At 53.7% G+C, this 24,860-nt stretch carries 22 protein-coding genes, 1 tRNA gene and 1 riboswitch; of the genes, 9 read left to right on the forward strand and 14 right to left on the reverse strand.

Features of this window, described 5'->3' with window-relative positions; genetic code table 11:
* Nucleotides 1-23 precede the first annotated feature (23 nt).
* The 5 genes from M2120_RS02880 to M2120_RS02900 all read left to right on the forward strand — a co-directional run bounded on the left by M2120_RS02880 (nucleotide 24) and on the right by M2120_RS02900 (nucleotide 3,534).
* Nucleotides 24-1,394: an NAD-dependent succinate-semialdehyde dehydrogenase gene (locus tag M2120_RS02880; RefSeq protein ID WP_280797217.1), complete on the forward strand. Its 1,371-nt coding sequence runs from the start codon at nucleotides 24-26 to the stop codon at nucleotides 1,392-1,394.
* A gap of 80 nt (nucleotides 1,395-1,474) precedes the next feature.
* Nucleotides 1,475-2,086, forward strand: a complete 612-nt coding sequence (orn, locus tag M2120_RS02885; RefSeq protein ID WP_280797218.1) for an oligoribonuclease — start codon at nucleotides 1,475-1,477, stop codon at nucleotides 2,084-2,086.
* An 80-nt stretch (nucleotides 2,087-2,166) separates the two neighbouring features.
* Nucleotides 2,167-2,242, forward strand: a tRNA-His gene (locus M2120_RS02890).
* A 100-nt stretch (nucleotides 2,243-2,342) separates the two neighbouring features.
* Nucleotides 2,343-2,930, forward strand: coding sequence for a hypothetical protein (locus M2120_RS02895; protein ID WP_280797219.1), 588 nt, complete (start codon nucleotides 2,343-2,345; stop codon nucleotides 2,928-2,930).
* A 112-nt stretch (nucleotides 2,931-3,042) separates the two neighbouring features.
* Complete coding sequence (locus tag M2120_RS02900; protein ID WP_280797220.1) at nucleotides 3,043-3,534, forward strand: hypothetical protein; 492 nt, start codon at nucleotides 3,043-3,045, stop codon at nucleotides 3,532-3,534.
* A gap of 69 nt (nucleotides 3,535-3,603) precedes the next feature.
* Here the strand turns inward: M2120_RS02900 and M2120_RS02905 are convergent, their stop codons facing one another.
* The 11 genes from M2120_RS02905 to M2120_RS02955 all read right to left on the reverse strand — a co-directional run bounded on the left by M2120_RS02905 (nucleotide 3,604) and on the right by M2120_RS02955 (nucleotide 12,681).
* The gene (locus tag M2120_RS02905) at nucleotides 3,604-3,864 is read right to left on the reverse strand and encodes a hypothetical protein (RefSeq protein WP_280797221.1); all 261 of its coding nucleotides are present in this window, start codon (nucleotides 3,862-3,864) and stop codon (nucleotides 3,604-3,606) included.
* A 9-nt stretch (nucleotides 3,865-3,873) separates the two neighbouring features.
* Nucleotides 3,874-4,458, reverse strand: coding sequence for an AAA family ATPase (locus M2120_RS02910; protein ID WP_280797222.1), 585 nt, complete (start codon nucleotides 4,456-4,458; stop codon nucleotides 3,874-3,876).
* Complete coding sequence (locus M2120_RS02915) at nucleotides 4,445-5,203, reverse strand: energy-coupling factor transporter transmembrane component T family protein (protein ID WP_280797223.1); 759 nt, start codon at nucleotides 5,201-5,203, stop codon at nucleotides 4,445-4,447. Before M2120_RS02915 ends, M2120_RS02910 begins: the two co-directional genes overlap by 14 nt.
* A complete protein-coding gene (locus M2120_RS02920) occupies nucleotides 5,190-6,635 on the reverse strand; it encodes an ABC transporter ATP-binding protein (protein ID WP_280797224.1) in 1,446 nt (481 codons plus the stop codon). Before M2120_RS02920 ends, M2120_RS02915 begins: the two co-directional genes overlap by 14 nt.
* A 1-nt stretch (nucleotide 6,636) precedes the next feature.
* Nucleotides 6,637-7,218 (reverse strand): ECF transporter S component, encoded by a 582-nt coding sequence (locus M2120_RS02925; protein ID WP_280797225.1) that lies wholly within the window; start codon nucleotides 7,216-7,218, stop codon nucleotides 6,637-6,639.
* A 39-nt stretch (nucleotides 7,219-7,257) separates the two neighbouring features.
* A riboswitch (TPP riboswitch) is annotated at nucleotides 7,258-7,366 on the reverse strand.
* The gene (gene dinB / locus M2120_RS02930; RefSeq protein ID WP_348519945.1) at nucleotides 7,332-8,594 is read right to left on the reverse strand and encodes a DNA polymerase IV; all 1,263 of its coding nucleotides are present in this window, start codon (nucleotides 8,592-8,594) and stop codon (nucleotides 7,332-7,334) included. (Overlaps the previous riboswitch by 35 nt.)
* Nucleotides 8,525-8,698, reverse strand: coding sequence for a hypothetical protein (locus M2120_RS02935; protein WP_280797226.1), 174 nt, complete (start codon nucleotides 8,696-8,698; stop codon nucleotides 8,525-8,527). The genes dinB and M2120_RS02935 overlap by 70 nt, the downstream gene beginning before the upstream one ends.
* A gap of 9 nt (nucleotides 8,699-8,707) precedes the next feature.
* Nucleotides 8,708-10,210, reverse strand: coding sequence for an Asp-tRNA(Asn)/Glu-tRNA(Gln) amidotransferase subunit GatB (gatB, locus tag M2120_RS02940; RefSeq protein ID WP_280797227.1), 1,503 nt, complete (start codon nucleotides 10,208-10,210; stop codon nucleotides 8,708-8,710).
* Nucleotides 10,210-11,718 carry an Asp-tRNA(Asn)/Glu-tRNA(Gln) amidotransferase subunit GatA gene (gene gatA, locus M2120_RS02945; RefSeq protein ID WP_280797228.1) on the reverse strand — a complete coding sequence of 503 codons (1,509 nt, stop codon included), beginning with the start codon at nucleotides 11,716-11,718 and terminating at the stop codon, nucleotides 10,210-10,212. The genes gatB and gatA overlap by 1 nt, the downstream gene beginning before the upstream one ends.
* Nucleotides 11,719-11,720: 2 nt before the next feature.
* Nucleotides 11,721-12,020, reverse strand: coding sequence for an Asp-tRNA(Asn)/Glu-tRNA(Gln) amidotransferase subunit GatC (gene gatC, locus M2120_RS02950; RefSeq protein WP_114128801.1), 300 nt, complete (start codon nucleotides 12,018-12,020; stop codon nucleotides 11,721-11,723).
* A 64-nt stretch (nucleotides 12,021-12,084) separates the two neighbouring features.
* Nucleotides 12,085-12,681, reverse strand: a complete 597-nt coding sequence (locus tag M2120_RS02955; RefSeq protein WP_280797229.1) for a TetR/AcrR family transcriptional regulator — start codon at nucleotides 12,679-12,681, stop codon at nucleotides 12,085-12,087.
* Nucleotides 12,682-12,780: 99 nt separating this feature from the next.
* Between M2120_RS02955 and M2120_RS02960 the strand changes: the two genes are divergently transcribed.
* Entirely contained in the window at nucleotides 12,781-13,836 is a 1,056-nt protein-coding gene (locus tag M2120_RS02960; protein WP_280797230.1) for an LPXTG cell wall anchor domain-containing protein, read from the forward strand.
* Between the two features lie 53 nt (nucleotides 13,837-13,889).
* On the opposite strand, the gene ligA is transcribed toward M2120_RS02960, so the two are convergent.
* From ligA to M2120_RS02975, 3 genes are all read right to left on the reverse strand, one after another.
* On the reverse strand, nucleotides 13,890-16,016 hold the full coding sequence (gene ligA, locus M2120_RS02965; protein ID WP_432418529.1) for an NAD-dependent DNA ligase LigA: 2,127 nt from the start codon (nucleotides 16,014-16,016) through the stop codon (nucleotides 13,890-13,892).
* Nucleotides 16,013-17,137 (reverse strand): tRNA 2-thiouridine(34) synthase MnmA, encoded by a 1,125-nt coding sequence (gene mnmA, locus M2120_RS02970; protein ID WP_280797231.1) that lies wholly within the window; start codon nucleotides 17,135-17,137, stop codon nucleotides 16,013-16,015. The genes ligA and mnmA overlap by 4 nt, the downstream gene beginning before the upstream one ends.
* Before the next feature lie 61 nt (nucleotides 17,138-17,198).
* On the reverse strand, nucleotides 17,199-18,398 hold the full coding sequence (locus M2120_RS02975) for a cysteine desulfurase family protein (RefSeq protein WP_280797232.1): 1,200 nt from the start codon (nucleotides 18,396-18,398) through the stop codon (nucleotides 17,199-17,201).
* Nucleotides 18,399-18,495: 97 nt separating this feature from the next.
* On the opposite strand from M2120_RS02975, the gene glgX reads away from it, so the two are divergent.
* Genes glgX through glgB form a run of 3 tightly spaced genes read left to right on the forward strand, consistent with a single transcriptional unit; the run spans nucleotide 18,496 to nucleotide 24,858 of the window.
* Nucleotides 18,496-20,541: a glycogen debranching protein GlgX gene (glgX, locus tag M2120_RS02980; RefSeq protein WP_280797233.1), complete on the forward strand. Its 2,046-nt coding sequence runs from the start codon at nucleotides 18,496-18,498 to the stop codon at nucleotides 20,539-20,541.
* Between the two features lie 40 nt (nucleotides 20,542-20,581).
* Complete coding sequence (locus M2120_RS02985; protein ID WP_280797234.1) at nucleotides 20,582-22,579, forward strand: maltotransferase domain-containing protein; 1,998 nt, start codon at nucleotides 20,582-20,584, stop codon at nucleotides 22,577-22,579.
* Nucleotides 22,579-24,858 (forward strand): 1,4-alpha-glucan branching protein GlgB, encoded by a 2,280-nt coding sequence (glgB, locus tag M2120_RS02990; protein WP_280797235.1) that lies wholly within the window; start codon nucleotides 22,579-22,581, stop codon nucleotides 24,856-24,858. The genes M2120_RS02985 and glgB overlap by 1 nt, the downstream gene beginning before the upstream one ends.
* Nucleotides 24,859-24,860: the final 2 nt, after the last annotated feature.

Consider the following 24,860-nt stretch of genomic DNA (forward strand, 5'->3'; position numbering starts at 1 on the left):
TCTAGTGCCACATAGGAGTGGATATGAGTAAGTACGTCGTTACTAACCCTGCAACCGGAGAATCTGGAGCGCCATACGCCCAGAACACCGATGCGCAAATTTCTGCAGCTATTGATGCTGCTCACAAGACTCACCAAGGCTGGTCAAAGACCACCACGGTCGCCCAGCGTGCTGAGCTGATTGAGAAGGTTGCACAGCTTCACCGTGACCGTCGTGAAAAGCTCGCAGAGATCATTGTGCGTGAAATGGGTAAGCCATATGAGCAGGCTCTGGGCGAGGTTGACTTTACCGCTGACATCTACTCTTTCTACGCCACCAACGGCGAGAAGTTCCTTGCAGATGAAGCAATCCCCGAGTTCGAAGGTGAAGGCGAAGCCTTTATTCGTCGCTCCTCCTTGGGTGTGTTGCTGGGAATCATGCCATGGAACTTCCCTTACTACCAGGTAGCTCGCTTTGCCGGCCCTAACCTGGTTCTGGGTAACACCATCTTGCTCAAGCACGCCTCTCAGTGCCCTGAATCTGCTGCAGCAATGGAGCAGATGTTCAACGATGCAGGCTTCCCTGCGGGTGCTTACCAAAACCTCTACGCAGACTCGAAGCAGATCGAAGGCGTCATTGCTGACGATCGTGTTCAGGGTGTTTCTTTGACTGGTTCTGAACGTGCTGGTGCAGCTGTGGCTGAGACTGCAGGTCGCTACCTCAAGAAGGTTGTACTCGAATTGGGTGGTTCTGACCCCTTCATTCTGCTGAGCACCAATGACATGGATGCCACCGTGGAGGCAGCTATTGCTGGCCGTAACGACAACAACGCTCAGGCATGCAACGCTGCCAAGCGTTTTGTCGTTATCGAAAGCCTCTACGAGGAGTTCTTGGAGAAGTTCACCGCCAAGATGCTTGAGATGACTCCTTCAAACCCCATGGATGAAGGAACCTACCTCGGCCCTCTCTCTTCAGCAGGTGCTGCAGACGGCCTCGAAGAGCAGATTTCTCGTGCTGTGAAGCAAGGTGCAACCCTGCACGCTCGCGGAGAGCGCAGTGGAACCTACTTCTCTGGTGTCGTCCTCACTGACGTCAAGCCAGGTATGGATGCTCACCACGAAGAGTTCTTCGGTCCTGTTGCCATTGTGTACTCGGTCAAGGATGAGGCAGCCGCAATTGAGCTTGCAAACGACACTCCTTTCGGCCTAGGCTCCTACCTGTTCTCCACCGACAAGGACCAGGTCCTGCGGGTTGCTGACCAGATCGAAGCCGGAATGGTTTACGTCAACGGCGTTGGCCTGGACAGCCCCGAGCTTCCTTTCGGTGGCATCAAGCGCTCCGGTTTCGGTCGCGAACTTGGACGCTTCGGAATCGAAGAGTTCGTCAACCGTAAGCTCATTCGCATTCTGAAGTAGAACTTTTCTGCACTACCAAAGATTCCCTGGCCACCTGTGGCCAGGGAATCTTTGTCTGTGGGCACGCCTAGAATTGAGGCATGGGAACACCGAATGAGTACATGGTCTGGATCGACTGCGAAATGACCGGACTCAACCTCGATGTTGACGAACTTGTTGAAGTCGCAGTGATCATCACTGACTCTGAGCTCAACGCCGTTCATGAGGGTTTCGATATCGTGATCAACCCCAGCCCAGCAGCCCTGGAGAACATGGGTGAGTTCGTCACCAACATGCACACCACCTCTGGGCTGATCGACGAGATTCCACAGGGTGTCACACTTGCAGAAGCCCAAGTCCAGGTGCTTGCCTATATCAACGAACATGTTCCTGAAGGCCAGAAGCCGCCAATGTGTGGGAACTCCATCGGCACCGACCGCGCATTCATTGTTCGCTATATGCCAGAGGTAGATGCCCGTCTGCACTACCGAAACATCGACGTCTCTTCTCTGAAAGAACTCTCACGTCGCTGGTACCCCCGGGTCTACTTCAACTCCCCCAGCAAAGACGGCGGTCACCGCGCTCTTGCCGATATTCAAGAGTCGATTCGTGAGCTTGACTACTACCGCCACGCTTTGCTTGTTAACGCGCCTGGCCCCAATAGCGAAGAAGCTGCCAAGATCTCTGCAGAGATTGTTTCCAAGCACTCCTAAGCACTTTCCACTTACAGTTTTTGCCACCGTGCAGAACGTGTAAGATTATTGAGTTGCCGATTCGTCGGAAGAACAACATGGTGGGTATAGCTCAGTTGGTAGAGCGCCTGATTGTGGTTCAGGAGGTCGCGGGATCGATACCCGTTACTCACCCCAAGAAAGTTTGGCTCCGCTTATCAGCGGAGCCAAACTTCGTTAAGTCTGCAGGTCTATGCTGAAATCGTTCCCTGGAAGAAGCGCCAGAAAGGGGAAGCACATGTATAGACGAATTGCTGTCGCAGTTATCTCTACTGCGCTGATGACTGGCTGCAGTGCTCAGACCCGGGTGGATATTTCTCCCAACCCACAGGTGTCAACAGCACCGTTGAGCTCAAGAAACTCCTCTGCTCCAACACCACGTGTCACGCTTGAACCTGTTCCACCGGTCACGGCGACGGAGCCACAAGAACCACTACCCGAGCCTGCACCTCCAGCAGCAGATCAGTTACAGAACGTCACTCCACAGCTCCTCACACTCAACATAGCCGGTTATGGTGATCAGCCCGAGATTGATGCATGTATTGGCTGGATTATCTTGACCAGATATGAATCCAATGGAATACAGCCAACAATTGCAGAACACAATAACTGTGGCGGAGCCGCAATATTGAATCTTCCCATCGGATCTCGATTGGAACTCACAGGAGGTGGGCTTGATGGACTCTACGAAATAGTGGACAGCAGAGATGCCCCTCAAAACGGAACAACCCTAGATATTCAGGGAATGGCTGGTGAAATCTTGGCACAGTCGTGTTATTTCAATAGTGCCTATATGCGCTTCATAGGCCTCGTGAAAGTAGGATGACATAATTTCACTCCAGTTGCCTAGAGGTTTGTTTATCCCCTAAGTTACAGGTGTTTTCCCCTATATAATTAGAGTGGTTTTTGTTTATTTTGGGGGCATCACAGTGGCACACATGCGAGATGAAACTCTTGGCGACGATAAGCGCTTAGACCAGCTTCTCGAAGGCTTCAAGGCTCGTAACGAGTTCCGCTCAGACCCCAACTACGTCCTTGAGCCCGTTGACGTTGCAACGCCAATTACGGATCGATTCGTCAAGATTCTTCGTGATTCATCTCTGGGCTCTTTTGATGAAGAAATTGAGAGCGTGGAGGAAACTCCAGCAGAGCCAGAAGCAAATGCAGGCCTCGCATTGCTTGCTGAGCAGTATGACAAGAATTCACAGCAGAAGCTGTCCAGGGCCCGCACATTCAATGCGATTGCTCTAGTGATTCTGCTTACGGCAGTTATTACTTTTGCTGCATTGACACAGTTCATTCTGGTGGGAATTGTCGTTGCCGTTATTGCATTAGTTTTCCTCTTATTGAGCAGAAACTCCGCAAAACAATCGGAAGAAATTCAGCAGATCGCATCTGCTTTGGCTACTTCAGAAGAAGTCACCGAGTAACCACGCTCGCGTTCATGACGAAAGCCCGGAGCTCATGCTCCGGGCTTTCATATGTGTCTTGGGTAACGACTACTCGTTCTCGTCTTCAGAGGTGAAGGTGTCGCTTGCGGGCTCGTTGAATGAGTAACGAACGTGAAGCTTGCCTGCAACTTCGCGGGTTTCAACAGCGAAGTAACGGAAGATGGACTCAATACCGTCGACGAGGGCAACCTCGCTGAGCTTCTCGTCGTGGGTACCACGAACGAGGACGCGCTCTTCTGCGGTTCCTGCAAGAGGACCGTCAATGAACTCGGCGGTGAAGTAGACGTCGGTGTGATCTGGTGTAGTCATACTTCTAGGCTACTCGCTTGCGAACACTTCTAGCGTCGCAAGGGTGCGTGGGTTGTGAACATCAACAAAGTTCACATATTGGGCATCCCACTGATTCCAGTGCTCAGCAAAGTTCTCACCCTGCCGTGACAAAGCCCTGTTTTTGCGCAGTTCAGTTTCTGCATCCAGCCATATGCGCACCTGAGACAGGTTTTCTGAGCCAGAAAACAGCGAACCACACCCTTCAATCAGCAGAGGCTCACGCGCATCGACCGAGTGCCACTCTTGGAATGCTTCAGCATTCCAGTCATAGCGCTGCCAGTGTGTGTCTTTGCCTTCTGCACGCTCCGCAAGCATGGCGGCAGCAGTTGCTGAACCTTGAGCCAGGCCTTCCCATCCGGGATAGAGGCTATCCATGTGGACCACCTGCAGTTTCACGGCAGAATTCCAGTGGGTTTGAATCTCTAATGCAAGAGTTGTTTTGCCTGAGCCACTGGGGCCATCAATGAGAAACGTCGGCGCAGGTGCATGCCGTGTGTGTTTCACTGCCTCGTCATAGGCAAGTGCACGCTCGTGGATATGTGCTGTGATGTGTGAAAAATCAGGCGATAACAAAGTTCCACGCTCCTGTCATAAGAGCCATCATGACAGCAATGGCTGAGATCAATGTGGCACCAAGAACAAATACGTAGTCCCGAGCTGTGAACTGGGCTTGGCGTGCCCAACTGCGCTGGATCGGAGCATCAAACGCACGTGCTTCCATCGCGATAGCCAGCAAGCTTCCTCTGCGGATAGCGATGGTGAGTAACGCCAATGCTTGATTACCTAATCTCTTGAGGCTGCCCCATGGACCACCACCATCGGCAACTCCTCGAGCCCTGCGCGCCAGCCGCAACATCTGCCAGTCCTGTCTCATCAAACCAAGCATTCGAATTGCGGCAAGTGCCCCAATCACAAAGCGAGCTGGAAGCTTCCATAATTGGGCAAGCGCGTCTGCTAAGTCCGTAGGGTCGGTGGTTGCAAAGAGCACGACTGCAGGAAGTGCGACGGCAATCACGCGCAGTGTGATCGCCAATGCCAAACTCACTTCCCCTGACGTGATCTGCCATGGCCCCAGAGAAAGTATTACGTCTCCCCCATCGCGCCCATAAAGCAGAGTTGCCAGCCCAGCAAATGGTGCAGCAATCAGTAGTGGGGTAAGAATTCGGAGAAGTTTTCGTGCGGGCACACCTGCCCACGGCAGCAATGCCAGCTCGAAACCCAGCGCAACGAGTGCAGAAACAGGATCGAGTGAGAGCAACAACACAATGCCGAGAATTCCTGCTGCACAGAGTTTGGCAAGTGGACTAATACTGTTCACGGCCCACCTCCAGCGCAAGGACAGAATCTGCAACTGCAGCGACAAAATCTTCGTCATGAGTTATTGCCACGATGGCATGACCACCATCACGCAGTTCAGAAATTAGCGAGACCATCTCAGTCCAAGTGCGGGCATCTTGACCAAAAGTGGGTTCATCCAAGATAAGAACCCGTGGCATGGTTGCCAACGCGGTTCCTACGGACAAACGTCGCTGCTGCCCACCCGACAGAGTGAAGGGATGTGCTTGTGAAAGCTCAGACAGGTGGAGTCGTTCCAGCAGTTCATCCACACGAGTATCTACTTCTTCACGAGAAAGCCCCAGTGCACGTGGACCAGCTGCGAGCTCGTCTCTTACCGTTCCTGCAATGAACTGTTGCTCAGGTGCTTGGAAAACACTGCCCATACGGGAGAGTAACTGCGTTGAGCGCCAGGCGTAGGGCGAGTTCGTGCGGAGATTTCCTTGGAGCTCTGGCGATGCAGATAGTTCACCCTCGCGGGCAGGAATAAGTCCACCCAAGGTGAGAGCGAGAGCCGTTTTTCCAACACCGTTCGGACCCGTGATGGCCAGCACTTGTCCAGCACGGACATCGAAGTTTAGGGGTTGACCCAACTGGCCTGCGGGGTATCCAGTGCGAAGATTACGAGCACTCAGCAGAACACTGTGAGCATCTCGTTCATCCTGTCGTTTCCGACTGAGAATCTTCTTGTCAGGTAACCACACACCTGCGGCTTCCAGGACCTCAGCTGTTTCTGGCGGAAGCAGTGCTGGTGCCCCATCCCACAGCACACCATCTGAACCCAACACAATGATTCGCGTGGCAAAGTCCCACCACAGATCACTGCGGTGTTCGACCATCACTACGGTGGCACCTGTTTCGTCAGTCACAGAAACAAGCGCTTTCCTCAAGGAGAGAGCACCCACAGGATCCAGATTGGCGGTGGGTTCATCCAGGGCAATAATCTCTGGTTGCATCGCTAAGACTCCGGCAAGAGCCAAGCGCTGCTTTTGTCCACCAGAAAGCTGTGAGGTGGAGTGAGCGAGGTCAATATCTAAGCCGACAATCTCCAGTGCTCTACTCACACGAGCCCATATTTCGTCCCTGGCAATACCGAGGTTTTCGCAGCCAAAGGCAACGTCATCTCCCACGCGTTCCAAGATCACCTGGTTCTCCGGGTCTTGGAGTACAAGTCCGACTTTTCCACGCGCACGATGAGGCACTACTGCATCAATGGTCAGTGTGCCGTGCTGAGCTCCCTCATCTTCACCCAAAACTCCTGCCACGGCACGCAGGAGTGTGCTTTTACCCACTCCTGATGCACCCAATAAGAGCACTCGCTCCCCGGCAGTAATCTCACACGAGATGTTGGAAAGCGCAGGTGTGGAGCGGGCTGCGTATTGCCAGCCCCACTCCTGCACAGACAGAGTTGCCAACTTAGTTCTGGCGCCCCGCAGCGAAACGGCTCAGTGCACCAGCACGAGCCAAAGCTTTCACGATGAACCAAGGAATAAGTCCACCCAGAACAGCGCCAGAGATGACACCACAGATCACATAGGTTGCTTGGAAGCCAGCATCAACTCCTGGGTACCACACGACAAGATCGTTGATACTCATGGCAACACCAGCACCAGCCCCAGCAAGAACTGCAGTGAGCACGTTCCAGTTGGCATAGAGGAAGATGGCAAACACTAACTCAGCACCCAGACCTTGAACCAGTCCAGAGATGAGCGTGCCAAAACCCCACTGGCTGCCAATCAACGCGGAAACAGTTGCCGCAATGAGTTCGGTATAAATTGCTGCACCTGGTTTGCGAATGATGAGTGCGCCGAGAACGGCAGCAAAGAGCCAGCCACCGCCCAACAGGGCGGTCAGGCCTGGCGTTGCTGCCAGAGCAGCAGAAAGTGGACCATATGCCAGGCCCCAGGCCCAGAAGATAATTCCAGATGCGACTCCGATGACACTCGCTACGACGATATCGACGGTGCGCCAGCGGAACTTAGATTTTGTTGCGTGCACTTACGTGCCCCTTTCAGTAGAAACGAGGGCACGGGATTATTCGTTGAGAATGCCTCCCTGCGCTGGCATGATCCAGATCAGGTTCGACGGTCGGAAGTTACGAAACTTCCCTCTCAGCCCGGTGTACCGGACTCCCGTGTGGGTTCAATCTTACGCAAGAACGAGGCTGGACGGACAGTATCGGGACCAAACTTATGGTCAACCTGGTCCATCACGATTTCGGCATCCTTCCATGGATCAACATCGTCATCCCATAACGAGAGTTGCTGCCCACCTGCCTCAACCAAACCTGCAGAACGAACACCGATCAACCGAATGGCGCGGGAGCCAATACGTAGATCATCTAAGAGCTCACAAACAACTTTGTAAATCTCTCTACCCACGCTCGTGGCCTCAGGCAGGGTGCGACTGCGTGACAGCGATTCAAAGTCAGAAAAGGTTACCTTGAGGCCGATTGTTCGAGCCTCGAGCTGCGCTTTGCGCAGCTGGGCTCCAACATGGTCGGCCTGAAATAACAGCGTGGCCTTGAGCTTGTCCGGATCAGTCACATCTTCTGTGAAGGTGTATTCCTTACCAATGCTTTTATCCACCTTTTCGGTGCTGACCGGACGAGGGTCACGAGCCCACGAGAGTTCATACAAATGCTTACCGGCGGCTTGACCCAAAGCAGATATCAGACTGGCTTCAGGTGAATGTGCAACATCTGCCACGGTGTGTAAGCCGCGCTTGTGGAGTACTTCCGCCGTCTTCTTTCCCACACCCCAGAGTGCATCAATAGGCAGTGGATGCAAGAAAGCGAGAGTGTCTTCCTCGGGGATAACCAGCAGGCCGTTGGGCTTAGATTTTGTCGATGCCAACTTCGCCACAAACTTGGTGCTCGCCACACCAACAGAACAGGGCAATCCTGTTTCTTCAAACACCCGGGATTTGATCTGGGAAGCAATCTCTTGGGGCGTGCCGAAGATTTTGAGAGCTCCAGAAACATCGAGGAATGCTTCATCAATGGAGAGCTGTTCAACCAGAGGAGTGAAGTCGTTGAATATCTTCATCACCTTGCGCGAGTAGTGACGATATTTCTCGAAGTGGGGCTCGAGCACGATGACATTCGGAACCAAGCGCTTGGCTTGGGTCAACGGCATTGCAGAACGAATACCTAACGCACGTGCTTCATAGGTTGCGCTGGTGACAACCGAGCGCGGAGAATCGTGCGCAACAACAGCAGGCTTGCCAACCACATCTGGTCGGTCTAGTACCTCCACGGATGCGAAGAACGCATCCATGTCGACATGAAGTATCGAGGAGGTAATTATGCCTTCAGGAAGCGACGAACTGGAAGTCCGAATGCCAATGCGGTGAGGATGACGCCTGCACCGAATGTGACGAGCTCGTATCCAGCAAACTCAGGAGTGAATGCAGCAGCGTATGCCCAAAAAGCAGCTACCAACAGAGCAAATGAAAGAAGGAATTCAAGAATGCGCATAGCTACAGTTTAGAGCGCTTCTGCACGTTCTAACACGAGTTCACGAACGCGTGCCGCATCTGCTTTGCCCTGCATTGCCTTCATAACTGCGCCAATTACAGCACCTGCTGCCTGAACCTTGCCGTCCTTGATCTTCTCGAGGACATCCGGCTGAGCGGAAAGAGCTTCATCAATTGCGGCAATCAATGCACCGTCATCGCTGACTACAGCTAGACCCTGAGTCTCCACAATCTCGCGAGGTGAGCCTTCGCCTGCGGCGACAGCCTCAAGAACCTGGCGAGCCAAACGGTCGGTCAGTGTTCCTTCATCCACCAGCTGCTGAAGTTCAGCAACCTGTGCTGGAGAAATATCAATACCAGCGTCGCCTTCGGCAGCGTTGGCCAGACGAGCAATTTCACCGGTCCACCACTTACGTGCTGCCTGTGGGCTTGCACCAGCAGCAACGGTCTCGGTGATTTCACTGAGCAGACCAGAGTTCACGACGTCTTGGAATTCCAAGTCGGTGAAGCCCCACTCTGCCTTGAGGCGACGACGACGCTCTGCAGGCTTCTCCGGAAGTGCAGCACGCAGTTCTTCAATCAATGCTGGGTCAGGCACGACCGGTAGCAAATCAGGCTCTGGGAAGTAGCGGTAGTCATCAGCATCGGACTTGGGTCGCCCGGCACTGGTTGCACCCGTGTCTTCGTGCCAGTGACGGGTTTCCTGAATGATGGTTCCGCCATCAGCCAAGATCTGGGCCTGGCGCTGGATTTCGTAACGCACTGCACGCTCAACTGAGCGCAAAGAGTTCACGTTCTTAGTTTCGGTGCGCGTTCCGAGCTTGTCCGAGCCGCGGGGGCGCAGCGAGACGTTGGCATCACAGCGCAGGTTTCCGCGCTCCATCTTGGCGTCAGAGATGCCAAGTGCCAGAACAATGTCACGAATGGTTGCCACATAAGCTTTAGCAAGTTCAGGGGCATCGTGTTCGGCGCCCTCAATCATGCGGGTCACGATCTCCACGAGCGGAACACCGGCACGGTTGTAATCCACGAGGGAATACTCAGCACCCTGAATACGACCGGTTGAGCCACCGACGTGAGTGAGCTTTCCCGCATCTTCTTCCATGTGAGCGCGCTCAATGTCCACGTTAATGATGCGGCCGTTAGGCAGTTCAACTTCCACGTTTCCGTTGATCGCGATGGGCTCATCAAACTGAGAGATCTGGTAGTTCTTGGCCAGGTCGGGGTAGAAGTAGTTCTTACGAGCAAACGAAGAAGACTCTGCAATGTCGCAGCCCAAGGCAAGACCCAGGCTGATCGAGTAGCGAACAGCTTCTTCATTGACCACAGGCAATGAACCTGGAAGACCCAGACACGTAGGAGTGATGTTGGTGTTGGGTTCAGAACCAAAGTTGTTCGGTGCTGCTGAGAACATCTTGGTCTTGGTGGAGAGTTCCACGTGAACTTCAAAACCGAGCACGGGTTCGTAGAGTTCCAGAGCCTTGTCGTAATCCATGAGCTTTGCTTTAGCCATTAGCGCTGCCCTCCCTTGAGTTCTGGTGCTTGGCTCAGAAGTGTGTGACCCCACTGCTGCTCCAGCAGAGCTTCGAGTGCACCACCGACGTTGTAGAGACGTGCATCTTCACGAGCGGGTGCGAGGAACTGGATGCCGACAGGCAATCCGTCCTCGTCTGCGAGACCAGCAGGAACACTAATTCCTGGAATACCAGCCATGTTTGCTGGGATGGTTGCGATATCTCCACGCCACATAGCCACAGGGTCATCCAGTTGATCGCCGAGCTTCCACGCAGTAGTGGGAGCGGTGGGAGATGCAAGAACATCAACCTTGCTAAACGCATCAGCAAAGTCACGCTGCACAAGAGTGCGCACTTTCTGTGCCGAGCCGTAATACGCGTCGTAGTAGCCAGCAGAAAGTGCGTAAGTACCGAGGATGATGCGGCGCTTCACTTCAGCACCGAAACCAGCTTCACGGGTTGCCGACATAACCTGCTCCACGGTTCCGCCACCTTCTGGCTGAACGCGCAGACCAAAACGAACAGAGTCAAACTTAGCCAAGTTGCTGGATGCTTCTGCAGGAAGAATCAAGTAGTAGGCAGCCACAGCGTGAGCGAGGCTGGGCAGTGAGACGTTCACAATCTCAGCACCGTTTGCTTTGAGAAGTTCCAGAGCTTCGTGGAAGCGGGATAGAACACCAGGCTGGAAGCCTTCACCATCAAGCTGCTCGATTACGCCGATCTTCAGGCCCTTGACGTCTGCATTCTTCACAGCATCTGCAAAAGATGGCCATTCGTCCTTCAGTGAGGTGCTGTCGTGCACATCGTGACCCTTGATCACGTCGTGCAAAAGTGCAGAGTCCATCACTGTCCTGGTCACCGGACCGATCTGGTCAAAGCTCGATGCCAGAGCAATCGCGCCATAGCGGGAAACACCACCGTAGGTGGGCTTCACACCCACTGTTCCAGTGATGTGAGCAGGCTGACGGATAGACCCACCAGTGTCAGAACCCAATGCCAGTGGCGCTTCAAAAGCGGCTACTGCAGCTGCAGATCCACCACCAGAACCACCAGGAATACGGTCAAGATCCCATGGATTACGCGTAGGACCGAAAGCCGAGTGCTCAGTAGAAGAACCCATGGCAAATTCGTCCATGTTGGTTTTTCCAAGTGGAACAAGTCCTGCTTCGCGCACCTTGGTCACGACTGTGGCGTCGTAGGGAGACATCCAGCCTTCAAGGATTTTCGACCCCGAAGTAGAAGGCATATCTGTCGTAACGAGAACATCCTTGATAGCGATGGGAACACCGTCAAGTGGGCTCAGTGGAGCACCAGCAGCACGACGAGCATCAGATTGCTTGGCAGCTTCCAGTGACACTGCAGCGTTCACGTGGAGGAAAGCGTTGAGGTCACCATCAACCGCAGCGATGCGGTCGAGGTGAGCTTGAGTAATCTCAACCGAGGTAGTGGTTCCAGCGGCGAGCATGTCTGCCAGCTCAGCAGCGGTTTTGTGAATGAGGTCAGACATGATTACTGCTCCTCACCCAGAATTGCCGAAACCTTGAAACGTGAACCATCGTGTTCAGGAGCAGATGCCAAAGCCTTTTCGGTAGGAATCACATCAGCAACGACGTCTGGACGATAGACGTTCTTGAGTGGAATGGGGTGGCTTGTTGCTGGCACATCAGGTGTGGCAACGGCCTGCACAGAAGCAACAGCTTCCATGATCTGGCCCAACTCAGTGGTCATCGTCGCGATTTCCGCGTCGGAAAGGTCAATACGAGCCAAGTTTGCCAGGTGGCGCACCTGCTCGGCAGAAATGTCAGACATAAGGCACAAGTTTACCTGCCCAAACCAGCACAGATGTTCCCCGAGTAGAGCTTTACGAAAAGGGTTACAGGCTATTTACGTATTTCACAACGCCTGAATATTGCTCACGGGTGTAGCCAATTTCCTTAGCGAACAACCACAAGACTCGCTCCCCCAGGTCAGGAGTAGCAGTACCGACGAAATAGTGCGCGAGGACGTTTTGATAGGCGCCAGAGATGGCGATAACGAAGGCTTCAACATCGTCGATCTTCGCCGCCCCCTTGTCGACGCTTTCTTGGATAGCGGCAGTTGGTGCTTGAAGATACTCTGTGAACTTTGCAAAGCCCACAGGCCCCATCGTCACAATGATTCGTGCTGTTTCTGGATCAAACTCAGGTCTCTTGCAGGCGTAGAGACATGCTGCAATAAATCCCAGAGCTGGATCTTCGACACCCAACGCAACTTCTTGAAGTGGGCCATAACTGAGAAGAAGTGCTTCGTTTGCCGCTATCTCGAAGAGATCGTTTTTGTCTTTGAAGTAGGTATAAACCGACCCGACGGACACATCCGCAGCCTTGGCTATTTCTTGAATAGAAACATCAGTTTCTCCACGACCGAGAAAGCCTTTAGCCACGTCAATGAGCGCTTGACGGGTCTTGAGTCCGCTTGCGGGAGATGGCATATTTCTACTTTAGCTTTCTATTTTGAGGAATATTCAAAAAAGCTTGTATTCTAAAAACACCTAGGAAAGGTTGTTGTTTTGCTCTTTAAGCCAAAGTTTATGAACCGAACGTTTGTCATCGCGTTGATTGCAGTCCTGAGCTCTGCAATGGGAACAATATTCGCCGCAACCTCAGCTTCCGCCACAGGTGAAAACATTCTTTATTGGGTCTCCGATGAAGGCCACACTTCAACCGGTGATAATCGTGTGTTTTCATCACCAATAACTCAAACTTTGATCAATTCCCCAATTTCAGGAAACACTGCTTCAACGTTCACTAGCCGTGCCCTCGCAACTGACGGTACGTACCTTTACTTCAACGACAACAACAACTCTGGATCCTGGGATATTGTTCGCACCAATTTGGATGGAACGAACAAGACAGTTATCGCTACTGGGGTAAGTGAAGCTTCTCAACTTGTTTCCAACTCAACTTTTTTGTTTTATTCAACTTGGAATGATGGAGTTTTCGCTGTTTCAAAAACCCCAGGTTCAACCCCAAACAGGATTGACAACATCTCAGGTTCCGGCTTCCAAGGCCTTGCTGTTTGTGGCACTGACATCTATGCCGAGGTTTATTCAGATGGCCTTTACAAAGCAACAAGTAATGGGACAACAGCCGTATCTTTCACCAAAAATACTGCGAACGCCGGTTCGTTCAATGCGCTTTCCGTAACATCCCTTGCTTGTGACTCAAACAATTTGTACTTGGGACAGCTTCAGGGAAATGGCGTGATTTACAAGACTCCACTTTCTAGCTGGAACGCGAATCCTTCTACTTGGACGCAGCTCAACATCTCAAGTGTTACAAACTATTCGTGGGGCATCTTCTATTTCTCGGACTCGATTTATTTCAGCGATTCCAACGGAAAAATCGGTTCTATCACTTCTACCGGAACTTCTCCGACTCTCATGACTACTTCCGGTAGCAGCACGTGGAACGTAGCCGTGACTGCAGGACCAACACCAACACCGACCCCCAGCCCCTCAAATTCTTCAAATACTCTCCCCAACACCGGTAGCAACGGTGAGAGCTTGATTGGCTTTGCAGGCCTTCTACTCATGGGCGGAATCTCTCTGCTGGCATATGCCATCATCAGACGACGAATCGTCTAAACAGAATGATCCCCACGTTTATTACGTGGGGATCATTACTTTAAGTTCAATAACTAGATTGCTGCTGGGCCGCCTTCTAACAGTCTCTTGAAACCAGCAGCATCCAGCACTGTTATACCCAGCTCCTCTGCCTTCGTGAGCTTAGATCCTGCGCCTGGACCCGCAGCAACAAAGTCTGTCTTCTTGGAGACACTTGATGCGGCCTTGCCACCGGCAGCAATGATGGCTTCTTGAGCACCTTCACGGGTAAAGCCTTCAAGTGATCCGGTTGCAACGATGGTCAAACCCGAGCAAGGTCCTTCAATAGCCTCAGCAGCACCTGGGCCTGCATGGCCTGGAATCTCAAACTGAACACCAGCTGCTTTCCAGTGCGCGACGATGTCTTGGTGCCAATCAACGTCGAACCAGCTCTTCAGCGATTCAGCGATGATGGTTCCCACACCATCGACAGCAGCCAGCTCGTCGATGCTGGCTGCACGAATGGCGTTAAGGGAACCAAAGTGATTAGCCAATGCTCGTGCGGCAACAGGGCCCACGTGGCGAATATTGAGAGAGACCAGTAAGCGCCACAACGGCTTGGTCTTAGCCAGCTCGAGGTTTGCAATGAGTTCAACCGCGTTCTTTGACTCGGTGCCATCTGCATTGACGAAGTAGGGAACCTTCTTGAGATCCTCCAAGGTCAACGCAAACAGGTTAGCTTCGGTTTCTAGCGGTGGCTGTTCACCATCTTTGTGGTTGGTCAGCGCCGTGGCCGCAACCTCTCCCAGGCCTTCAATATCTAGACCACCGCGGGAACCAATGTGTTCCACACGTCCGCGAACCTGAGCTGGACAGCTCTTCTGGTTGGGGCAGCGAAGATCAATATCGCCCTCGGAAGCCGGTGCAAGCTGTGCACCGCACTCAGGGCACCCCTTAGGCATGACGAAGGCACGTTCCGTGCCATCACGAAGCTCTAGGACAGGACCGAGAACCTCGGGGATGACGTCTCCTGCTTTGCGGATCACGATGGTGTCACCGATGAGCACACCCTTGGCTTTGACGACGTCTTGGTTGTGGAGGGTGGCGAACTCAACGGTGGAGCCGGCAACCTTCACGGGCTCGACGACCGCATAGGGCGTTGCCCGTCCGGTGCGACCAACACTCACCCGAATATCTAGCAGCTTGGTGTTGACCTGCTCAGGTGGATATTTATAGGCGATGGCCCAGCGCGGTGCTCGAGAGGTGGCACCCAGCTCTCGCTGAGTTGCCATGTCATCGACTTTGATGACGATTCCGTCAATCTCGTGCTCAACAGAATCACGGGCAGCACCGATCTCACGAATGAAAGCAGCAGCGTCAGCTGCTGAATTGACTACGCGGTAGTGAGTGGATGTGGGTAATCCCCAACTCTTCAAGAGTTCATAAACTTCAGACTGTGTGGGAACAGGTGCGTCTTCCCACGCGCCAATGCCGTGCACCAACATGGCCAGTGGGCGCGTAGCGGTCTTCTCAGGATCCTTCTGACGCAAAGAGCCACTGGCTGCATTTCGAGGGTTAGCAAAAACCTTCTCCCCTGCCTGAGCAAGTTCAACGTTGAGCTTTCTGAATGCCTCAACGGGGAAGAAGATCTCCCCACGAACTTCAACCAGTGCAGGGTGACCAGTTCCAGATAGTTTCGTGGGGATCGACTTGATAGTCAGAACGTTAGCTGTGACATCTTCACCGACAACACCGTCACCACGTGTGGCAGCAGAAACGAGCGAGCCATTCTCATAACGCAGATTGATGGCCAAGCCATCAATCTTCAGCTCACAGAGAAAGTTAACCTCCCGCCCGGTGTCTTTCTTGATGCGTGCAGCCCAGTCCATGAACTGCTCTTCTGAGAAGACATTGTCTAGGCTCATCATGCGTGCTGCGTGAGTGACCGGCGCAAAGAGTTCTGTTGCTTTACCCCCGACCGAGAGTGTGGGACTGTCTTGGCCTTGGAGCTCTGGATAGAGTGCCTCGATTTCTTCGAGGCGATGAATCAAGGCGTCATACTCGACATCGGCGATCAGGCTCTCGTCGCGTTCGTAATAAGCATCACGAGCATCCAAGATTTTGGAAGTGAGCGCTTCAGCTTCGTGCTGGGCTTTCTCAAATTCAGACTGAAGTGCTTCTGCCTCAATCCCGAGGTCATCGCCAAAGAGTGCGTCACTCACGAGGCAGTCGATTCGGTCAACACCGTGTTTACATCGCTCACTGTTCGAGAAATTGTGAACTGTCCCAGAACTCTTGTTCCCACATAGATCACTGCGGTTTGGCCTGCTGCGACAGAGTTCAGTGGGTCACTGGGGCGGACAACAAGTTCCTCCCCCACCAATTGCGCAATTGCGGGCACAGGGTCTGCGTGAGCACGGATCTGTACATCAACCTCGAAGGGCTGTTCAGGATCTATCTGAGCTTGCCCGCACCAGGTGTAGTTGGTGCCAGCAATTTCTGTGATGTCGAGCGCTTCCTTAGGACCCACGACTACCGTGTTGGTCTTAGGGCGAATCTCGAGAACAAAGCGGGGCTGTCCATCGGGTGCAGGGCGGCCAATGTGGAGACCCTTGCGCTGACCAATAGTGAAACCGGGTGTTCCTTCATGTGTTCCGAGCTTGTGTCCCTCGGTGTCGACAATGTCACCTTCAGAGATGCCCACACGGTCAGCAAGCCAGCCACGGGTGTCTCCATCAGGGATGAAGCAAATGTCGTGACTGTCGGGCTTGTGTGCCACGCTCAGGCCACGCTCAGCTGCTTCAGCACGAATGAGGTCCTTAGAAGGAGTGTCTCCCAGCGGAAACATAGCGTGAGCTAGTTGTTCAGCGGTGAGAACACCTAGGACATAGGACTGATCCTTTGCCCATGCACTAGCACGGTGAAGTTCTCGATTGCCTTGCTTATCGAGCACGATGGTGGCGTAGTGACCTGTGCAGACGGCATCAAAACCCAGCGCCAATGCCTTTTCCATCAGGGCAGCAAACTTAATCTTTTCGTTGCAGCGCATGCAGGGGTTGGGTGTGCGACCAGCCTGGTATTCAGCAATGAAGTCATCGACCACATCAGCTTTGAAGCGCTCAGAAAAATCCCACACGTAGTAGGGAATTCCGAGCATGGTGGCTGCGCGCTGCGCATCCATCGAATCTTCGATGGTGCAGCACCCGCGTGCACCGGTGCGCAAAGTGCCCGGCATGCGACTAAGTGCTAAGTGAACTCCGACTACGTCGTGACCAGCCTCAACAGCTCGTGCAGCAGCAACGGCGGAGTCCACTCCACCACTCATTGCCGCTAGTACACGCATGATTCAAGTTTAAGCGGTGGAGAGCTGACACTGGGCCAGTTCGATTCAGCCTGTAGTGAAGCTAGATCGTGGTTCCAGCTTTGCGAGCACGCTCTACAGCCTCAGGAAGTGCAGCAAAGAATTCTTCAAGTTCTGCTTCAGTGGTGCTGTGCCCGAGGGAGATGCGCAAAGCAGATGATGCACCGCGTTCGTCGTGCCCCATGGCTAGCAACACATGAGAAGGTTGGGCAACGCCTGCCTGGCAGGCAGATCCTGTGGAAACAGAGACCCCCATGGCATCGAGCAAGAACAACAGTGAATCGCTTTGACATCCGGGGAAGGTGAAGTTCACGTTGTTATCCAGACGATTCACGGGATCACCACTGAGCACAGCATCGGGGACAAGTTCCTGAATCTTCGCAATAGTGACATCGCGCAGAGCTGTGAGGCGTTCATGTTCGTGTGCGAAGGCTTTGTCCACCATCAGGGCCGCGATAGCCATTGAGGAAATGGCTGGCGCATCGAGTGTTCCGCTGCGCAGTCCGCGTTGTTGCCCACCGCCATGAATTAATGGCTCGAGTTGGGCTTCGCGCGACACAATAAGTGCACCAACCCCTGGCACAGAGCCAAACTTATGCCCGGAAATGCTCATGGCTACCAGCCCCGCATTTCCGGAAGCACCCGATGTATCTCTGAGCTGCGCAAAGTTGATGGGGATGTGTCCGAATGCCGAGACGGCATCAATGTGAAGCGGCACAGAGTGTTCTGCGGCGAGCGCGGCTATCTCTGCCACGGGCTGAATAGTGCCAACCTCATTGTTTGCCCAAAGCATGGTGGTCAATGCCACGGCTTTTCCAGCACGTTCGAGGGTGTCACGATATTCCTGAACATTGATGCGGCCCAGGTTGTCTACTGGCACCCATTCCAGAACGGCACCTTCATGTTGCTGAAGCCATAATACAGTGTCGAGGGTTGCGTGGTGTTCCGCTTCGGGCACAACGATGCGATTGCGCTTGGAATCTTTCTCAACCGCTGCACGGAAGAGTCCAATCAGCGCCAGGTTGATGGACTCTGTGCCACCTGAAGTGAAGATGACCTCTATGGGCTGACAACCCAGAACAGTTGCCAGGTATTCACGGGCATCTTCAACCAGTGCCCTGGCTGCCTGACCGTGGCGGTGGACAGAAGAAGGATTACCTACATGCTCTAAAGCATCAGTGAACGCCTTGGTTGCTTCAGGGCGCACAGGAGTAGACGCTGCGTGATCGAGGTAAGCAACCACGGAGATCTCCTTCTCGACTGTTTTCTTCTGGTAACCGATTTACGGCACACCTACGGCATCAAAACGTGATGGCGATTATCTGGCTAGTCTATTTCGAGTGTCTATCCCTCCCACACTCAAAGACCTTGGCGTGCGCCTGACCCGAAGCGGCGGCGAGATCAAGGTCTTTAGCGACAGTGCCGAGGGTATCGACATCGTTATCTACGATGCACCAGGCAGTAATCACATTGCTGAACGTCATTCATTGACCAAGGGCAAGGCTGGCGTGTGGAGCTCTTCCAGTGCAGCTTTAGTTCCTGGGGCAGAGTATGCCCTGCAAGCTTGGGGTCCTTCTGGGCCTCAGGATTCTTTCTCTGCTGAAGAGCTCCTGATTGACCCCTATGCCAAAGGCCTCACCAAGGTTGGCAATCAGTGGCGCTCTGTCGTGGTCGATACGAGCTTTGACTGGGGAACAACAAAGAAGCCAGAGAATCCTCTGGATCAATCTGTTATTTATGAAGCTCATGTACGTGGTTTGACCAAGATGCACCCGGGTGTTCCCCTAGAACTTCGTGGAACCTATGCAGGTCTGGGTCACGAAACCATGACCACCTACCTCAAGGAGCTCGGCGTTACGGCTGTGGAACTCCTCCCGGTACACTCGTTCATCTCTGAAGAGCATCTTCTTGACCAAGGTGTGACGAACTACTGGGGTTACAACACCCTCAACTTTTTCACGCCACACGCTGCCTATGCGACCAAGGCTTCTCGCGAAGAGGGACCTTCAGCTGTTCTGCGTGAGTTCAAGCAAATGGTCAAAGACCTGCATGATGCTGGGCTCGAAGTCATTCTTGATGTGGTTTATAACCACACTGCAGAGGAAGGAAAGGGCGGCCCTCGCCTGAGCTTCCGCGGTCTCGACAACGCGTCCTACTACCGCCAGGACGAAGACGGTAACTACATCGACACCACCGGCTGCGGCAATTCTCTCAACGCATCCAAGCAGGTTGTTCAACAGCTCATTCTGGACTCTCTGCGCTATTGGGCAGAAGAAACCCAGGTGGATGGTTTCCGCTTTGACCTCGCCGTCACTCTCGGCCGCGACGAAAAGGCTGAATACCAGCGTGAGCACCCTCTACTCGAGGCAATCCGCACTGATCCAATTCTCTCCACCACCAAGCTCATTGCTGAGCCCTGGGATGTGGGCATGGGTGGCTGGCAAACTGGTAACTTCGCCGACGGCTGGCACGAATGGAATGATCGCTACCGCGACCGCATTCGTAACTTCTGGCTGCCAGATATCGCGCAAGCACGTGAGACGGGCATTGCACCGACAGGTGTCGGTGGCTTTGCCACTCGCCTGGCGGGTTCAAGCAATACGTTCTCCGCAGAGCGTGGCCCTGTTGCTTCTGTGAACTTCATTACTGCACATGATGGCTTCACGCTCAACGACCTGACGACGTATAACTACAAGCACAACATCGGTAATGGTGAAGACAACCGCGATGGCGCCAATGACAACCGCTCGTTCAACCACGGCGTTGAGGGCCCCACAGACAACCCCGACATTATTGCCGCTCGTCGTCGCACAATGCGCAACTTGATGGGCACACTGATGCTTTCCGCTGGTATCCCCATGATTACTGCTGGTGATGAGTTTGGTCGCACCCAGCACGGAAACAACAACGCCTACTGTCATGACTCTCCCCTGACCTGGGTCAACTGGGAGTTGCAGGAGTGGCAGCAAGACATGCTGGCCACCACAAAGCACTTGGCCAAGATGCGCCGTGAACATCCTGCGCTTCGCCCCACACGTTTTGGTGTCTTCGGCGAGCGCATCCCGAGCGCTAGCCAGGTGGATTGGTATAACACCCAGGGCGAAATGATGGAGAACGAGGACTGGGAAGATCCTCACAACCGCACCCTGCAATACGTCGCAGCAAGTACTCCAGAAAATGAAGAATTCAACCGCATTCTGATGATCATCCACGGCACCGAACAGCCCACCTCTGTGGTTGTTCCTAAGCATGATGGTGTTCAGTTCTATGAGCCGCTGTGGTTTAGCCCCCACCACACTCCTCGCGAGGTTCCTGGTGTGTTGCGCCCGGGTGAAACCTTCAAGCTCACCGGCACCTCGATTTTGTTGTTCAACGCCGCAAATTAGTCGTTACCTCAGCGATATAAATATGCGCTAGTTTTCGTTTATGGAACCCTCCTCCATCGGACGCTTGCCCATTCTCAATGTGACCCCTGATTTAGGCGTGCCTGAGCTCACTCCTAAGGCCTTTGTTGGCGAAGTTGTGCCCTTTGGGGCCACCGCTTTCCGTGAAGGTCACGACGCTATCGGTGTTGCCCTGCACTTGCGCGCACCTGATGGAAAGTCGACCCGAATCCAGATGCACCAGGTTGCTCTGGGAACGGATCGCTGGAACGCACAGGCACAGCTAGATAAAACCGGTATGTGGAGTTTCACTATTGAGGCCTACTCGGATGACTACGCCACGTGGCACCACAATGCCGAAGTGAAGATCCCGTTAGGGATTGATGTTGAGCTCATGCTCACTATTGGCTCTCAATTGTTTGCCAGGGCTAGTAAAGAAGCCTCACGCACTGCAACTTCACGCAAAAAATTGGCAGCAATTGCCGAGGCACTAGCCGATACGTCTGTTGATCCTCTTGTGCGCTTCTCTCAGGCAGAGGGTGAAGCGATCGACAAACTCCTTGCTGGAGCTCCTATCTCTAGTTTGGAGACGTATTCAGCTGAGTATCCGCTGCTGGTTGAACGCAGTCTTGCTGGAAACGCTAACTGGTATGAGTTCTTCCCACGCTCTGAAGGAGCGAAGAAGAACTCGGACGGTTCCTGGGTTTCTGGAAACTTCCGCACCGCCGCCAAACGCCTGCCCGCAGTGGGCAAGATGGGCTTCAACGTTTTATATATGCCGCCGATTCACCCGATTGGCACAATCAACCGCAAGGGGCCTAACAACACGTTGGTGACCAAGCCTGGTGACCCGGGATCTCCCTGGGCTATTGGCTCAGCCGATGGCGGTCATGACGCTATTCACCCAGACCTGGGTGATTTCAAGGACTTTGCATATTTTGTGAAGGAAGCCAAGAAAAACGGTCTTGAGGTTGCTCTGGATCTTGCGTTGCAGGCAGCGCCGGATCACCCCTGGGTGAAGACCCACCACGAGTTCTTCACCACCTTGCCTGATGGCTCGATTGCCTATGCGGAGAATCCTCCCAAGAAGTATCAGGACATCTATCCCATCAACTTCGATAACGACCCTGAAGGTATTCGTGCTGAGGTGTTGCGAATTGTCTTGTTCTGGATTTCTCAGGGAATCAAGATTTTCCGAGTAGATAATCCCCACACCAAAACCGTGGAGTTCTGGGAGTGGCTGATCAAGACCGTTAATGCCGAGCACCCTGATGTGATCTTCTTGGCAGAAGCGTTTACCCGCCCTGCGATGATGCAAACGCTTGCCAAAATCGGTTTCCAGCAGTCATATTCCTATTTCACCTGGCGCAACACCAAGTGGGAGCTTGAAGAGTTCTTCCGCAGTATCTCCACCGATACTGCCGACTTTATGCGACCTAACTTGTTCGTGAATACTCCAGATATTTTGACCGAGTATCTGCAATTTGGTGGCCCTGCCGCGTTCACGATCCGTGCCACCTTGGCAGCAACCGCAGCACCGCTGTGGGGCGTGTATACCGGATTTGAACTCTTCGAATCTGTGGCTCGGCCTGGAGCTGAGGAATACATCGACAACGAAAAGTTCGAATACAAGTTCCGTGACTGGGCCGCTATTGAGAAAGAAGGCACCTCACTGGCGCCCTACCTCACGACGCTCAACCACATTCGTGCCGAACACCCTGCACTTGGCCAACTGCGCAACATCACCATTCAGCGCACGGACGACGATGCCATCTTGTGTTACAGCAAGCACCTTGATGCCCAGTTCACAGGCACCGGCAAGAACGACACCATCATCGTGGTGGTGAACACCGATCCACACTCGGTGCGTGAAACCACTGTGCATCTGGACCTCACAACTCTGGGTGCCCAGCACGGCGACAGTTTTGAAGTGACCAATTTGGTTACCGGAACAGTATGGAACTGGACCGCAGATAACTATGTTCGTCTCGACCCCTTTACTGAGCCTGTCCACATCCTGCACGTGAGCAAGGTGAACTAATGACTGAAAAGAAACCTGTGAAGAAGACCACTGCAGAAAAGACACCCGTGAAGAAGACCGTCAAGAAAACAAAGGGTGCCACCGAATGGCACACCCCTTCCCTCGATGAAGGACTTCTTGCATGGGTTGCACAGGGCAGCCACTATGACCCCCACAGTGTTCTGGGTCAGCACCTGGTCCCTGTCGAAGGTTCAACAGACTCCGTCACTGTCATTCGCACGCGTCGGCCACTGGCCAGCGAAGTCATTGCCGTCTTGAGTAACAAGACTCGCATTGAGTTGGCACACGCAGGTCACGGGATCTGGGAAGGAGCCCACACACTGGGGCTCACCGATTACGTGATCGAGACCCGCTACCCCGATGGTGCCCAGTGGATTGCCGAAGACGGGTATCGCTTCACACCTACTGTGGGTGAACTCGACCTGCACCTCATTCGTGAAGGTCGTCACGAGCGTCTCTGGGAGGCTCTCGGTGCCCGCTACATCGGTCACGGTGGCGTAAAGGGCACGGTTCAAGGAACCGCGTTCTCTGTTTGGGCACCCAACGCGAAGGCTGTGCGTGTCAAGGGAACCTTCAACGGCTGGAATGGCGAAGGCCACTCTTTGCGTTCACTTGGTGCCAGTGGCGTGTGGGAACTCTTTGTTCCCGATGTTCACCCCGGTGAAACCTACAAGTTTGAAATCCTGACCCAGGCAGGTCACTGGGTTGAGCGTGCTGATCCCATGGCGCGTCAGACAGAGTGTCCACCGCTGACAGGCTCGGTCATTGCCCACTCGAACTACAAGTGGGGCGATAAGAAGTGGCTGACCAAGCGAGACAAGACCTCAGCCCACGCTGCACCGATGAGTATCTATGAGCTTCACGTCGGCTCCTGGCGTCAGGGTCTGTCCTACCGTGAACTAGCCGATGACCTGATTGGTCACTTGCTGGAGACTGGCTTCACCCACGTTGAGTTCATGCCGTTGGCAGAGCACCCCTATGGACCTTCGTGGGGATACCAGGTCACTGGCTACTACGCCCCCACTGCTCGGTTTGGTAACCCTGACGATCTGAAGTATTTGATTGATCGCCTCCATGATGCCGGTATTGGCGTCTTGCTGGACTGGGTTCCCGGTCACTTCCCCAAGGACGAATGGGCACTGGCACGTTTCGACGGCCAGCCACTCTATGAACATGCTGACCCTCGCAAGGGCGAACACCCTGACTGGGGAACCTACATCTTTGACTTTGGTCGTAATGAGGTGCGCAACTTCCTGGTTGCTAACGCCCTCTACTGGATTGAAGAATTCCACATCGATGGTCTGCGCGTGGATGCTGTGGCATCCATGCTCTATCTGGACTACAGCCGCGAGGACGGGCAATGGCTGCCCAACCAGTTCGGTGGTCGCGAAAACCTCGAAGCCATCAACTTCCTACAAGAAGCAAACGCCACTGTCTATAAGCACCACCCAGGCGTGAGCATGACTGCTGAGGAGTCCACGTCGTGGGGCGGCGTCACTGCCCCCACCGAAGGTGGCGGACTGGGCTTTGGTTTCAAATGGAACATGGGCTGGATGCACGACAGCCTGGAATACATCCACACCGACCCGATGTATCGCGAGTATCACCACTGGGACATCACATTCTCTTTCCAGTATGCCTTTAGTGAGAACTTCGTTCTGCCCATCTCTCACGATGAGGTCGTTCACGGCAAGGGATCTTTGCTTGCCAAGATGCCCGGTGATCACTGGCAGAAACTAGCCAACATGCGCGCCTATCTGGCGTTTATGTGGGGCCACCCAGGCAAGCAGTTGTTGTTCATGGGGCAGGAGTTCGGCCAGCCTTCAGAGTGGAGCCAGGAACGTTCACTGGACTGGTGGATTCTGGAACAGCCAGCCCACCAAGGTCTGCAGCGCATGGTCAAACAGCTCAATGCTGTCTATAAAGACACTGCAGCGCTGTGGGAACGCGATAGCGACCCTGACGCTTTCCAGTGGATTGACGGGGCAGATAATGGCCGTAACGTGGTTTCTTTTGTCCGCTATGACAAGAAGGGCAATGCCCTTTCCGTAGTGGCGAACTTTGCTGGTAATCCCCACAGCGACTTCCAGCTGGGCTTGCCCTCTGGCGGAGTGTGGACGGAATTGTTCAACTCCGATGCAACCGACTTTGGCGGTTCAGGAGTAGGAAACATGGGCAAGGTCACTGCAACCAAGGACCAGTGGTCACACTTCGAGCACTCTGCCCGCATCACTCTGCCACCGTTGGGTGTGCTGTTCCTTTACAAAGCAGCTAAATAAAA

The sequence above is a fragment of the Aurantimicrobium minutum genome (assembly GCF_029893825.1).
Lineage (GTDB): Bacteria > Actinomycetota > Actinomycetes > Actinomycetales > Microbacteriaceae > Aurantimicrobium > Aurantimicrobium minutum_C.

Bases quoted from the DNA above. Each gene is read 5' to 3' on its own strand.
- M2120_RS02985 (WP_280797234.1), top strand. From the start codon at position 20,582: ATGGAACCCTCCTCCATCGGACGCTTGCCCATTCTCAATGTGACCCCT.
- M2120_RS02880 (WP_280797217.1), top strand. From the start codon at position 24: ATGAGTAAGTACGTCGTTACTAACCCTGCAACCGGAGAATCTGGAGCG.
- M2120_RS02900 (WP_280797220.1), top strand. From the start codon at position 3,043: ATGCGAGATGAAACTCTTGGCGACGATAAGCGCTTAGACCAGCTTCTC.
- M2120_RS02955 (WP_280797229.1), bottom strand. From the start codon at position 12,681: ATGCCATCTCCCGCAAGCGGACTCAAGACCCGTCAAGCGCTCATTGAC.
- M2120_RS02905 (WP_280797221.1), bottom strand. From the start codon at position 3,864: ATGACTACACCAGATCACACCGACGTCTACTTCACCGCCGAGTTCATT.
- M2120_RS02935 (WP_280797226.1), bottom strand. From the start codon at position 8,698: ATGCGCATTCTTGAATTCCTTCTTTCATTTGCTCTGTTGGTAGCTGCT.
- M2120_RS02895 (WP_280797219.1), top strand. From the start codon at position 2,343: ATGTATAGACGAATTGCTGTCGCAGTTATCTCTACTGCGCTGATGACT.
- gatB (WP_280797227.1), bottom strand. From the start codon at position 10,210: ATGGCTAAAGCAAAGCTCATGGATTACGACAAGGCTCTGGAACTCTAC.
- gatC (WP_114128801.1), bottom strand. From the start codon at position 12,020: ATGTCTGACATTTCTGCCGAGCAGGTGCGCCACCTGGCAAACTTGGCT.
- glgB (WP_280797235.1), top strand. From the start codon at position 22,579: ATGACTGAAAAGAAACCTGTGAAGAAGACCACTGCAGAAAAGACACCC.
- gatA (WP_280797228.1), bottom strand. From the start codon at position 11,718: ATGTCTGACCTCATTCACAAAACCGCTGCTGAGCTGGCAGACATGCTC.
- orn (WP_280797218.1), top strand. From the start codon at position 1,475: ATGGGAACACCGAATGAGTACATGGTCTGGATCGACTGCGAAATGACC.
- mnmA (WP_280797231.1), bottom strand. From the start codon at position 17,137: ATGCGTGTACTAGCGGCAATGAGTGGTGGAGTGGACTCCGCCGTTGCT.
- M2120_RS02960 (WP_280797230.1), top strand. From the start codon at position 12,781: ATGAACCGAACGTTTGTCATCGCGTTGATTGCAGTCCTGAGCTCTGCA.